Annotated in this window: 11 protein-coding genes and 1 pseudogene; 3 read left to right on the forward strand and 9 right to left on the reverse strand. The window is 70.5% G+C overall.

Going from position 1 to position 11,492, the window contains the following annotated elements:
* Positions 1–40: 40 nt before the first annotated feature.
* Both ABZ319_RS38440 and ABZ319_RS38445 read right to left on the reverse strand, forming a co-directional pair.
* Entirely contained in the window at positions 41–742 is a 702-nt protein-coding gene (locus ABZ319_RS38440; protein ID WP_354991518.1) for a hypothetical protein, read from the reverse strand.
* A 517-nt stretch (positions 743–1,259) separates the two neighbouring features.
* On the reverse strand, positions 1,260–2,057 hold the full coding sequence (locus tag ABZ319_RS38445) for a DUF2470 domain-containing protein (RefSeq protein WP_354991519.1): 798 nt from the start codon (positions 2,055–2,057) through the stop codon (positions 1,260–1,262).
* A 162-nt stretch (positions 2,058–2,219) separates the two neighbouring features.
* Here ABZ319_RS38445 and gndA point away from each other — a divergent pair, with 162 nt between their 5' ends.
* Entirely contained in the window at positions 2,220–3,662 is a 1,443-nt protein-coding gene (gene gndA, locus ABZ319_RS38450; RefSeq protein ID WP_354991520.1) for an NADP-dependent phosphogluconate dehydrogenase, read from the forward strand.
* A gap of 73 nt (positions 3,663–3,735) precedes the next feature.
* Here the strand turns inward: gndA and ABZ319_RS38455 are convergent.
* The 7 genes and pseudogenes from ABZ319_RS38455 to ABZ319_RS38485 all read right to left on the reverse strand — a co-directional run.
* Positions 3,736–4,066 (reverse strand): annotated as a pseudogene (locus tag ABZ319_RS38455) (ABC transporter permease); the annotation flags it as partial.
* 291 nt (positions 4,067–4,357) lie between these two features.
* Positions 4,358–5,665, reverse strand: a complete 1,308-nt coding sequence (locus ABZ319_RS38460; RefSeq protein ID WP_354991521.1) for a hypothetical protein — start codon at positions 5,663–5,665, stop codon at positions 4,358–4,360.
* A gap of 124 nt (positions 5,666–5,789) precedes the next feature.
* Positions 5,790–6,500, reverse strand: coding sequence for an ElyC/SanA/YdcF family protein (locus ABZ319_RS38465; RefSeq protein ID WP_354991522.1), 711 nt, complete (start codon positions 6,498–6,500; stop codon positions 5,790–5,792).
* A gap of 74 nt (positions 6,501–6,574) precedes the next feature.
* The gene (locus tag ABZ319_RS38470; RefSeq protein WP_354991523.1) at positions 6,575–7,222 is read right to left on the reverse strand and encodes a TetR/AcrR family transcriptional regulator; all 648 of its coding nucleotides are present in this window, start codon (positions 7,220–7,222) and stop codon (positions 6,575–6,577) included.
* Between the two features lie 126 nt (positions 7,223–7,348).
* The gene (locus tag ABZ319_RS38475; RefSeq protein WP_354991524.1) at positions 7,349–7,522 is read right to left on the reverse strand and encodes a hypothetical protein; all 174 of its coding nucleotides are present in this window, start codon (positions 7,520–7,522) and stop codon (positions 7,349–7,351) included.
* A gap of 142 nt (positions 7,523–7,664) precedes the next feature.
* The gene (locus ABZ319_RS38480) at positions 7,665–8,180 is read right to left on the reverse strand and encodes a gamma carbonic anhydrase family protein (protein ID WP_354991525.1); all 516 of its coding nucleotides are present in this window, start codon (positions 8,178–8,180) and stop codon (positions 7,665–7,667) included.
* Between the two features lie 102 nt (positions 8,181–8,282).
* Positions 8,283–9,251: a helix-turn-helix domain-containing protein gene (locus ABZ319_RS38485; RefSeq protein WP_354991526.1), complete on the reverse strand. Its 969-nt coding sequence runs from the start codon at positions 9,249–9,251 to the stop codon at positions 8,283–8,285.
* Positions 9,252–9,337: 86 nt separating this feature from the next.
* Here ABZ319_RS38485 and ABZ319_RS38490 point away from each other — a divergent pair, with 86 nt between their 5' ends.
* Together ABZ319_RS38490 and ald are read left to right on the forward strand one after the other, a co-directional pair.
* Positions 9,338–10,114 (forward strand): MBL fold metallo-hydrolase, encoded by a 777-nt coding sequence (locus ABZ319_RS38490; protein ID WP_354991527.1) that lies wholly within the window; start codon positions 9,338–9,340, stop codon positions 10,112–10,114.
* Positions 10,115–10,350: 236 nt separating this feature from the next.
* Entirely contained in the window at positions 10,351–11,460 is a 1,110-nt protein-coding gene (gene ald, locus ABZ319_RS38495; protein ID WP_354991528.1) for an alanine dehydrogenase, read from the forward strand.
* The last annotated feature ends 32 nt before the right edge of the window (positions 11,461–11,492 follow it).

The following is an 11,492-nucleotide window of genomic DNA, read 5'->3' on the forward strand; positions in this document are numbered from 1 at the left end:
CGGCCGGTGTCCCCCGGGGGACACCGGCCGCCGGTGGCGATCAGCTACCGATGTACTTCTTGATCACATCGGCGATGACATCGCTGAAGGAGCCGGTCGAGCTGAGCTGCCCGTCCGAGGAACCCAGGCCGTTGTTGCCCAGGCTGCCGACCACGCCCTCGCCCGCGTTGGGCGCGCGAGTCGTGAAGCAGGCGGTCAGATCCGGCATCTCGTTGCTCACGCCGACCGTGCCGGCCACGCCCACGCCACCGCTGGTGATCTGCTGGCCCTTGGGCAGGTTGCCGGGCACCGAGTAGGTGATGTTCATGGTCAGCGGGTTGCCGGAGTTGACGAACCAGCCGGTGTTGGTGACCTTCCAGCCGCCCGCGTTGGGGCTGGCGGTGACCTCTTCGGTGCGCTGTCCGCCGACCACGTGGTACGCGGTGATGGTGGTCTTGATCGGCGAGCCGAAGCCCGACGGCGGGAAGTCCGTGATGGTGTTGACGTACGGATTGCCGATGCTCGTCGTGCCGATGATGATCGTGTAGGTCACCGTCGTTCCGACACCGATGGTTTCGGCGCTGGCGATCTTCTCGTAGATGTGCTTGATACCGACCGTGCTGATGTCCTGCTTGGTCTGGTAGCTGCGCACCTCGCAGCCCTCGGCGGCCGCGGCGGTGCCCGCGCTGACACCGACGGTCAAGCCCGCAGAAACCATGGCGGCCGACGCTGCGAGTGCGGCGATCCGATGAGTTCGGAACATTCTTTCTCCTCTTCGTCCCGCAGCGCTCACGGGACACCACAAAGCTGCCGAGTTCTGCGGAAACTCGGGGGTGATTCGGGCCACCCGGGGACCTAGTAAACAGGTGAAACTGGGCGTGCGTCCAGGTTTTCGAAAAATTGCTTGCGAGAATTCGGCAGTGCATTGCGGCGGCATCGACAGTGCAGTGCGACAGCGTTATTCGGCAATGCTCGAATGGCAATTCCGGAGAAATCCGGTAGGTGAATGCAGGGCTGCGCAAAGCCCTGTGCGAAGGGTCTGACTATAACACGTTTCAGTCGCAGTCCAACCAACTCGCCAACGGGGGACGAGGGTGGCCGGAGAACCCGCGGGCACACGGCGTACCGCCCGATGCCGTCACGGTCCGGGTTCGCCGGCAGCGGTGGGCCGGGAAACGCCGCGTGCTGGACGAGGACCGTGCCCCCGGTTGTCGATTCGAATCGAACGATCGGCAGCGGGCCCTGACCGGGCATGCCGCCCGGTCAGGTTGGTGGTTCGGCTACCCCGCCTGCGAGGCGCGGGCCAGATCGACGGTGGCCGAACGGAGTTCGGCGAGGGTATCGATGGGGGACAGGTAGCCGATGCGGGTGACCGCGATGCCGCGCGGGGTGGTGACGCGCAGGTCCAGGCCGTAGCGGTCGGCCACCTCGCAGACCGCGGCGGTGGCGTCCGGGTAGCCGCCGCGGGCGCGGGCCATGTCCAGGAGGGCATCGGCGTGATCGTCGTTCAGGTGCGTGATGGCGCGGCCCGCGCCGGGGGCGACCGGGTCGGGGGCGGCGGCGCGATAGTCCGCGGCCGTGGCCGAGTCCATGCGGCCGTAGCCGCCCACCCAGCGCACGCGCTCCACGCGCAGGACCCAGACCGTGAAATCGCTGAAGTCGATGTAGTACTTGGCCGCCGGGACCGCTGCCAGATGGGCCGCGCGGGCCGCCTCGGCCTCCGCGCCCTCGGGGCGCTCGACGACACCAGCCAGGGTGACCCGTGCCGCGGCGAGGGGATCCGAGGGGAGCTCCGGGGTGACGATCGACAGGCTCGCGCGCGGGTCGTTTGCGAGATTTCGTCCGTGTTCGGCCAGCCGCGACACGCACAGCACCGGCTGTCCGTCCAGCAGTCCGTAGGTCACGAAGGACGCCCACGGCGCACCGTCGGCGGACAGCGACGCCAGGGTCGCGGCATTGGTGACCTCGGCGATGGTGCGAGCTTCTTCGGCGGCCGAGGGGCGGGCGGTATTCGCTATCGGGGCCAGTGGCTGCGGGGTCGAAGGCGCGTCACCGGGGTCGCCGTGGTCGAGAGGCATGGCTCACAGGCTACGCGGACGACGGGCGGACAAGGGACCGTCTCCGCGCCCGCGCGGGCGACCCGGTAGAAAAGACGCAGGCGTCATGGAGTTCCACCGATGCCGCCGCCGCATTCGGTTGCGGGCGGTCACGCAACTACATCAGTCGAATGGAGAGAGTCTATGGCGGCCTCGACAGCGCGCGCCCAGATCGGTGTCACCGGTCTCGCGGTCATGGGTAGCAACATCGCCCGCAACTTCGCACGGCACGGGTACACCGTCGCGCTGCACAACCGCAGTGTCGCCAAGACCGACGCGCTGCTCGCCGAGCACAGCGCCGACGGCGACTTCGTGCGCACCGAGACCATCGAGGAGTTCGTTGCCGCGCTGGAGAAGCCGCGCCGCGTCCTGATCATGGTGAAGGCCGGCGACGCCACCGACGCCGTCATCGAGGAACTGGCCGACGCCATGGAGCCCGGCGACATCATCATCGACGGTGGCAACGCGCTCTACACCGACACCATCCGGCGCGAGGCGGCCATGGCCGCGCGCGGGCTGAACTTCGTCGGCGCGGGCATTTCCGGCGGCGAGGAGGGCGCGCTCAACGGCCCGGCCATCATGCCCGGCGGTCCCAAGGAGTCCTACGAATCGCTGGGCCCGCTGCTGGAGTCCATCGCCGCGCAGGTCGACGGCACCCCGTGCTGCACCCACATCGGCCCCGACGGGTCCGGGCACTTCGTCAAGATGGTGCACAACGGCATCGAGTACGCCGACATGCAGCTCATCGGCGAGGCGTACAACCTGTTCCGGGACGCGCTGGGCCTGGACGCCAAGCAGATCGCGGACGTGTTCACCGAGTGGAACAAGGGCGACCTCGAGAGCTACCTGGTGGAGATCACCGCCGAGGTGCTGAACCAGGTCGACGCCAAGACCGGCAAGGCCCTGGTCGACGTGATCGTCGACGCCGCCGAGCAGAAGGGCACCGGTCGCTGGACCGTCAAGTCCGCGCTGGATCTGGGCGTTCCGGTGACCGGCATCGCCGAGGCCGTGTTCGCGCGCGCCCTGTCCGGCTCGCGCGCCCAGCGCAAGGCCGCGGTCGGGCTGGCCTCGGGCCACCTGGCCGACAAGCCCACGGACGTCGCCGAATTCACCGAGGCGATCCGCCAGGCGCTGTACGCCTCCAAGATCGTCGCCTACGCCCAGGGCTTCGACCAGATCGCCGCCGGCTCCGCCGAATACGACTGGAACCTGAATCCCGGTGACCTGGCCACCATCTGGCGCGGCGGCTGCATCATCCGCGCCCGGTTCCTGAACCGCATCAAGGACGCGTACGAGCAGAACCCGGAGCTGCCGTCCCTGATCCTGGCCCCGTACTTCCGCGAGGCCATCGAGACCGCGATCGACTCCTGGCGCCGGGTGGTCTCCACCGCGACCCTGCTCGGAATCCCGGTGCCCGCCTTCGCCTCCTCGCTCTCGTACTACGACGCCCTGCGCGCCGAGCGCCTGCCCGCCGCCCTGACCCAGGGTCAGCGCGACTTCTTCGGCGCCCACACCTACGAGCGCATCGACGCCGACGGCAAGTACCACACCCTCTGGAGCGGTGACCGCTCCGAGATCACCGCCTAGCAAACAGGTTTCACCCCGGAGGGCGGTGCCCGCGCGACAGCCGCGCGGGCGCCGCCCTCCGGCGTTCGCGCCGCACACCCTGGGGGTCGCCGCGGGCGTAATAGCCGTAGTAGCACTGGATCGTGGTGGTGATCGTGACGAAGACGACGATCTCGAGCAGGGAGTACAAAGTATCGGTGCCACTGAGCACCAGGTCGAAGTAGTGCGGTATGTCCCGACCGAATCATCACCACCGGAGAGCCGGACGAACGTCTCCACCGCGATGTAGTCCGCCGCCAGGCCCGCGAGGTACCGGGGGACGATCGCAATCACCGAGGCCAGGAGCCTGGTCGATACCAGATACGGCACGGCCGGATCGCGAGCGAGTCGAGCGCGTCGATCTCCTCGGCGATCCGCATCGCACCGCCGGTTCGCTCGCCTGTCGCGGGCGGGGGGCTCACTCTTGAGCGTCCCGCTCCGGCGGATCGAGCACGCTCGGGATGGGGCCGCATCTCCAACTCGACTGTTCCGGCGACAACTCGCCGGTCCGGTGCGCGGCGCGACGAGGCTACGAGGCTCACCGCGACCGCGATCGGGAAGCTGCGCCGGCAGTCGGTGTCGGCGGGTGCGATAACGCGCACAACGGGTTCGGGTGCTGTCCTCACTCCGGTGGTGCCCCAACGGGTTCGGCGGTGCCAACCGACTGTGCGGCAGTCTCAGGGGGAGGGAGGTGCCGGCGGCTCGGCGCGGGCGGCGATCGAGGCCAGGGCCGTGCGGATCGCGGCGCACAGGCGCGTGTCCTCGCGTGGGCGGCCGTGGGTGGCCGGTGCGACGTCGTAGCCCAGGAGGCGTTCGTCCGATGCCAGCGCGGGGGACAGGAGGGGGACTGCGGCGTGGGCTGGGGCGCCGATCGCGGTGACCAGGCGCAGGGCCGTGCGGGATTCGCGATCGGTGTAGCCCGAGGAGAAGGGCTCCAGCGCGCGCAGGGCTTCTGGGAGGGCGGGGGCGGGATCGCCGGTCAGGTGGAACCAGGCGTATGCGGCGTTGATGCGTTCCCAGCGGTTGTCCGAGGTCAGGCGTGGACGTAGCGCCGGGGCGAAATCGCCCGCGAGGGTTCCCAATTCGGCGAATCTGCCGTAGTCGACGGCGCGGCCGGAGCGCAGGGCGGCGCCGAGGATCTCGCGGGCCAGGGTGGGATCCGAGGTCAGTCGCCAGTGCGCCCACGCGGCCTGTTGCACACCGAGCCACCGGTATTCGCGAGCCGGAGCGTCCCCGGTGTAGTGGTTGGGCGGCCGGTCGAGGCCGCGGGCGATGCGCTCCAGCGCGGGGGCGGCGGCCCGGGGACCGTGCGGGCCCAGCGCGCCGAGCGCGGCGACCGCCTCGCGGGCGCGGGTGGTGCGCAGTTCCCCGACCAACCGCATGCCCCGTCCGATCGACGAGGGCTCGGGGGAGCGCTCCCAGGAGGCGAGGGCGGCTGGCAGGCTGTCGTGGGTGAAGGTGCGGGTCATGGTCACCCGCATCGCCCAGTGCAGGGGGTCCGGCAACTCCGCCAGCGGCGCGAGGATCGCGTCGGCGGACAGATGCGCGAATCGCTCTGCGCGCCAACCGGTTGTCAGCCAGTCGCGCACCGCGTCGGCCGCGGCGGGATGGCCGATGCCGCCAAGGGTCCGCAGTGCGGCGGGGAAGGTGCGCTCGCGCTCGAGCGCGGTCACCAGCAGCGGGATGGCGGGTGTGAAATCCGGGGCGGGCTCGGAGCCGGCCAGCGCGAGCAGCGCACCGCTCTCGGTGCCGCCTTCGCCCCGGGTGCGGACCAGGTTGCGCGCGAGCCCGGTCAGCAGCGCCGGATCCGCTGTGCGCCAGCCCATCAGGACGCCCGCGGCCAGGTCGGAACCGACCCACTGCCCGTTCGGCTCGTCGGAGCGCAGGGCCGCCACCGCGTTCTCGACGCGCGCGGCCAGCCCCATCGCGCGCCGGTTGGCAGCCCGCTCGTCCGCGGCGGCCCGGCGCTCGTCCTCCCACCTCATCTCGCGCACGCTACCGCCGGTGACCGCGTGGCCGGCCCGAATCGCGCTCGGCGCGTTGGCCGTCGCTCCCGGCATCGGGGCTGCTCTCGGCTCGGCCGCGCGACCGCGGCCGCGGGCGAGTCCGTCAGGGTGTCGCCGCCATCGCCTCGCGGACCGAGGACTCCTGCGGCCCCAGCAGTTTCGGGTCGGGCTCGACGATGATCGAATACATCGCCTTCACGGCCGCGAGCTGGTCGCGAAGCCAGCACTTGCGATAGACCCCGTTGTGGATCTGGGTGTCGTCGCCGACCGCGACGGTGTCGATGCCGACCGAGCGGCACAGCGCGATGGTGCGCGGGACGCTGAAATCCTGGGTCACCGCGATGGCCGAGCGGACACCGAAGATCCGGTGCGCGCGGGCGCAGCTGTCGTAGGTGCTGAACCCGGCGTAGTCCAGAGCGATCTTGTTCGCCGGGACCCCGCGGTCCAGCAGGTACTGCCGCATGTTGTCGGGCTCGTTGTACGAGTTGTGGCCGTTGTCCCCGGTCAGCAAGAGCGCCTTGACCTTCCCCGACTCGAGCAGCCGCTGCCCCAGATCGAGCCGAGCCGCCAGATACGGCGAGGGCTTGCGCGTGCTGTACATCTCGGCACCGAAGACGATGGCTACGTCGGCGGCGGGCGCGGTCGCGGCGGAGTACTGGAAATCCCTCGTGGTGAAGCGGATCCACAGCACCGAACTCAGCAGCACCACCGCCACTACCAGGGTGGCGGCGATCAGGAACCTGGCGATGCGGCGCGGCCGGAGCCGGGTTCGCACCCGGGCGCGGGTGCCGCGCAGCGTGTCACGGAGCCTCATGGCCCGAGTGTGCCCGATCTTGCTCGGGAAACGCTTGGCGCTCGCTTATGACGTCGCGGCGATCGCCCGCCGGCTCACGCTCGCGGCTGCGACACCGGCTGGACGCCGATCATCGGCAGAATCGTGCGCCGCGCGAAGTCGCGGGCGGCCTGCTCGTCATCGAGCGGAATGAGCCCGTCCGGGGTCAGCACCAGCGACTGTCCCAGCCGCGCCAGCACTTCCGCGACCAGGTCGGCGTCGAAGTCCGGCACGCTGCCCGAGGCCTGCAACCCGCGCAGCTTGTCGGCCAGGTACGACCGCCCCACCGCGAGCACCGCGCCGCCGTCGGTGGTCAGCCTGGGCAGGATCGCGTCGGGCTCGGTGCGCAGGAGCCGTTGCAGCAGTTGATTGTTCGCCAGGTTGGTGATGAAGGCGACGAAGATCTCCACCATCTGCTCGTCGACCGGCACGCCGTTGTCGGCGACCTCGAGCACCCGCTTGTCGATCGAGGCGACGAACTGCTGCGCCTCGCGCACCCCGACCGCCTCGACCAGTTCGTTCTTGGATTCGAAGCGCCGATACAGCGTGGCCGGGCTGATGCCCGCGCGCCGCGCGATCTCACCCATGCTGGTGCGCTTGATGCCGAAATCCAGGAAGGCCGAGAGCGCGCTCTCGAGTAACTGTTCACCTTCGGTGCGCGGCTTCTCCAGAATGCGTTGCAGGATGGCGGGCACGGACGGCATCGAGTCTCCAGTCGATCGGTTGGCATCCGCGACATTGCGGTGACGGCGGCGTCATTATCGCATCGGGTCGCGGCCGCACCGGTCCCCGCGCGAACCTACTGCCCGGTTAACGGGCGCGGTCCGCGGTCACCGGACATTGAGCGCCGCCATTTCCCGCTCGATGACGTTGGCGGCGAAATCGATGCCGTTCGACCGCAATTCGTGGACGCGGCGCTGCAGCGCCTCGATGCCCCCCGGCTGTGCCGCTATGTCGGCCACGCTGATCAGCCGTCGGTGCATACTGTTCTGCTCGTACGACACCGTATGAAACCTCCTGCTAGCCCCATGCGCGAGCCCGGCGAGGGCGGCGGAGCCCCGGGCCGCCGGGAACGCTTCGACGAATGCTAGCAGCGCGTTATATGGTCGCTTGTTCAGTGTGGGAGTTCTCACACGCCCCCTCGAGTCACACCTCTTGACCGCCCCGGTGCAGGCTCATGTTGTGCAGGTACACAGCGGCATTGAGCTTGATGCGCTGCAATTCGGCCTCGCCCAGTTCGCGCCGCACCTTGCCCGGCACGCCCGCCACCAGTGACCCCGGCGGAATCTGCGCGCCCTCGGGAATCAGGGCGTTGGCCGCGATCAGGCTGCCCGCGCCGATCACCGCGCCGTTGAGCACGGTCGCGCCCATGCCGACCAGCACGTCGTCGCCGACGGTGCAGCCGTGCAGGATGGCGTTGTGGCCCACCGAAACCCCCGCGCCCACGGTCAGCGGGAAGCCGGGATCGGCGTGCAGTACACAGCCGTCCTGAATATTGGTGCCCGCGCCGACGGTGATGTCCTCCAGGTCTCCGCGCAGCACCGCCGAGTACCAGACGCTGACCTCCGCGGCCAGCTCCACCCGCCCGATCACGGTGGCGTTCGGCGCGACCCAGGCGGTCTCGTCGATCTTCGGCTCGTGCTCGCCCAACTTGATCCTCATGATCGAGAACCTAACAAAGGCCGCACGGGGCGGCACCGGGCGCAGTCACACGCGACAGTGCCGGGCGCAGCCGCACGCGACAGTGCCGGGCGAGCCGGGCCCTCACGCGGGCGCCGGACTCTCGGCGCGTCGGAACAGCGCCCGGTGGGTGGCGGGCGCGGTGCCGAGCAGCCGGTGGAAGTGGTGCCGCAGATTGACCGCGGTGCCGAGCCCGGAGTCGGCGGCGACGCGTTCCATGGTCTCGTCCGTGGATTCGAGCAGCAGGCGCGCGCGGTCCACGCGCTGATGCAGCAGCCACTGCTGCGGACTGGAACCCGTGCGCTCGCGAAAACGCCGGGTGAACGTGCGCCGGGACATGAGCGCGGTGCGCGCCCAGGTGTCGAGATCCACCGGGGTGTCGAGATGGGTTCGGGCCCAGACCATCGCGTGCTCGATGGGATCGTCGTCGACCGCGTCCGGGACCGCGACGGGAATGTACTGGGCCTGGGAGCCGCTGCGGTGCGGCGCGAGCACCAGCGCGCGGGCCAGTTCGGTGGCCGCCCGGCTGCCGTGATCGCCGCGCACGATGTGCAGGCAGCAGTCCAGGGCGGCGGCCACGCCCGCCGAGGTGACGACGTCGCCGTGATCGGACCACAGGGTGTCGGCCCGCACCCGGACCGCGGGGAAGGCGCGGGCCAGTTCGGTCGCGGCGGACCAGTGCGTGGTGACCTCGCGGCCGTCGGCCAGGCCGCTGGCGGCCACCGCCCACGAGCCCAGGCAGAGCCCCACGATCCGCGCCCCGCGCTCGTGCGCGGCGTGCAGCGCGTCGCGCACCGGATCGGAAAGCGGTTGCCGGCGAATCCAACTCGGGATCACGACGGTGTCCGCGTGCTCGATCGCGTTCAGCCCGTGGTGGGCGATGATGTCGAATCCGGCCGGGGTGGACAGGATTCCGGGTTGCTCGGCGCACACCCGGACCTCGTACGGCGACTGCTCCGCCGCGCTCATCCCCGCTCGCCCGAAGACCAGGCTGGGCACCGAGAGATGGAAGGGACTGATCTGATCGAACGCCAGGACGGCCACCGAACGCATGCCCCGATCTTAGCTGGCCCGATATTATCGATACGCGGCTCACGGGCCACTGTCGCGGACCGATCGCGGGGAGCAGGCTGGTGCACATGACGAACACGATCGCCCCCGCCACCCTCGAGATCCTGCACATCGGCGGACCCACGGTGCGCCTGCGCTACGGCAACCTGACCTGGCTGACCGATCCGACGTTCGACGCGCCCGGCAGCTACCCCGGGCCGCTGACCCTGCACAAGCTCACCGGGCCGGCGGTCTCCGCGGCCGAGGTCGGGCCGGTGGACGCGGTGCTGCTCTCGCACGATCAGCACGCCGACAACCTCGACACCTCCGGCCGGGAATTCCTCGGCACCGTGGACCGCGTGCTCTCCACTCCCGACGCGGCCGGCCGGCTGGAAAACGTTCAGGGGCTCCGCAATTGGGAGTCGGTGCGGATCGGCGAGGTCACCGTGACCGGGGTGCCCGCGCTGCACGGGCCCGAGGGCGCGGAGGCGCTGTCCGGGGTGGTCACCGGGTTCGTGCTGAGCGCGGACGGGCAGCCGACGGTCTACGTGTCCGGGGACAACGCCTCGGTGGACCTCGTTGCCGAGATCGCCGCGCGCGTCGGGCGCATCGATCTGGCCATCCTCAATGTGGGCGCGGCCAATGTGGATCGGTTCGGCGACAGCGACGTGACCCTCAACGGGCGGTCCGCGGTGCGGGCCGCGCAGGCGCTGCCCGGCGCGGTCATCGTGCCCGTGCACGGTGAGGGCTGGGCGCACTTCTCCGAGACCCTGGACTACCTGAGTCGCAATTTCGAGTACGCGGGACTGGCCGACCGGCTGCGGGTTCCGGTGCCCGGGGTCGCGCTGACCGTAACCGCCGGGTAACTCGAACGCCGATGTGTGGCCGGAATCCCAGCCGCCCGGCGGGCGCCGGGCGGTGGTGGTCGATGTCGGCACATTTGCGGTCAGTGGTGAACAGCGGCGAATTTCCGGGGTTCCGAGCCGCCCCGAGCCCGCGCCGATCCGCGCGCCGCACAGTCGGATTGCTGATCGATTGCCTACCCGCGAGTTCGGCCGTGGCGATGGTGGCGGAGACCGGCGGGGTGGGCCACGATGGCGGTATGAGGATTGGGGTTCCACGGGAGGTCAAACAGCAGGAGGATCGGATCGCCTTGACCCCGGCCGGCGCCGGGGAATTGGTGAGTTCCGGGCACGAGGTCGTCGTCGAGGCCGGTGCGGGTACGGGGTCGGGATTCGCGGACGCGGACTACCTCGCCGCCGGAGCCCGCGTCCTCGAGGGGCCCGATGCGGTCTGGGACGCGGCCGAACTCGTCCTGAAGGTCAAAGAGCCCATCGCGCAGGAGTATTCGCGCATGCGATCCGGGCAGGTGCTGTTCACCTACCTGCACCTGGCCGCCTCCCGCGAATGCACCGAGGCGATTCTGCGGTCCGGGATCACCGCCATCGCCTACGAGACGGTGCGCGGGCCGGACGGGTCGCTGCCGCTGCTCGCGCCCATGAGCGAGGTGGCCGGGAAGCTGGGCACGCAGGTGGGCGCGTACCACCTGATGTCGCCGCACGGCGGGGAAGGCGTGCTGCTGGGCGGGGTGCCCGGGGCGCGGCCCGCCGACGTGGTGGTGCTCGGCGGCGGGGTGGCGGGGAGCAACGCGGCGGCGGTGGCGGTCGGCATGGGAGCGCGAGTCACCGTGCTGGACACCAATATCGCGCGCCTGCGCGAACTCGACGCGCGCTTCGGCGGGCGGGTCAGCACCATCGGGTCGAACGCCGCCGAGGTCGAGAAGGCGGTGCTGGCCGCGGATCTCGTCATCGGCTCGGTGCTGGTGCCCGGTGCCCGTGCGCCGAAACTGGTGCCGGACACCATGGTCGCGGGTATGCGGCCGGGCTCGGTGCTGGTCGACATCGCGATCGATCAGGGCGGGTGCTTCCAGAGTTCGCGTCCGACCACGCACGCCGAACCCACCTTCCGGGTGGCGGATTCGGTGTTCTACTGCGTCGCGAACATGCCGGGCGCGGTGCCGCACACGTCCACGGTGGCGCTGACCAACGTGACGCTGCCCTACGCGCGGGCGATCGCCGATCGCGGGTGGCGCGGGGCGTGCGACGCCGATCCCGGTCTGGCACAGGGGCTCACCGCCGACGCGGGGCAGCTGTTCTCCCCGGAGGTGGCGGCCGCGCACGGCCTGCACACCGTGGCGGGCGCGGCTTCCTGAACGGCCTAGCGGTCGTGGGCGATGCATCGCCC

Origin of the sequence: Nocardia sp. NPDC005978 (genome assembly GCF_040614455.1) — a bacterium.
GTDB lineage: Bacteria > Actinomycetota > Actinomycetes > Mycobacteriales > Mycobacteriaceae > Nocardia.

What these genes read in the sequence shown, in the direction of transcription:
- ald (WP_354991528.1), top strand. Translation starts at nt 10,351, where the DNA reads ATGAGGATTGGGGTTCCACGGGAGGTCAAACAGCAGGAGGATCGGATC.
- ABZ319_RS38460 (WP_354991521.1), bottom strand. Translation starts at nt 5,665, where the DNA reads ATGAGGTGGGAGGACGAGCGCCGGGCCGCCGCGGACGAGCGGGCTGCC.
- ABZ319_RS38470 (WP_354991523.1), bottom strand. Translation starts at nt 7,222, where the DNA reads ATGCCGTCCGTGCCCGCCATCCTGCAACGCATTCTGGAGAAGCCGCGC.
- ABZ319_RS38440 (WP_354991518.1), bottom strand. Translation starts at nt 742, where the DNA reads ATGTTCCGAACTCATCGGATCGCCGCACTCGCAGCGTCGGCCGCCATG.
- ABZ319_RS38445 (WP_354991519.1), bottom strand. Translation starts at nt 2,057, where the DNA reads ATGCCTCTCGACCACGGCGACCCCGGTGACGCGCCTTCGACCCCGCAG.
- ABZ319_RS38465 (WP_354991522.1), bottom strand. Translation starts at nt 6,500, where the DNA reads ATGAGGCTCCGTGACACGCTGCGCGGCACCCGCGCCCGGGTGCGAACC.
- ABZ319_RS38480 (WP_354991525.1), bottom strand. Translation starts at nt 8,180, where the DNA reads ATGAGGATCAAGTTGGGCGAGCACGAGCCGAAGATCGACGAGACCGCC.
- gndA (WP_354991520.1), top strand. Translation starts at nt 2,220, where the DNA reads ATGGCGGCCTCGACAGCGCGCGCCCAGATCGGTGTCACCGGTCTCGCG.
- ABZ319_RS38490 (WP_354991527.1), top strand. Translation starts at nt 9,338, where the DNA reads ATGACGAACACGATCGCCCCCGCCACCCTCGAGATCCTGCACATCGGC.
- ABZ319_RS38485 (WP_354991526.1), bottom strand. Translation starts at nt 9,251, where the DNA reads ATGCGTTCGGTGGCCGTCCTGGCGTTCGATCAGATCAGTCCCTTCCAT.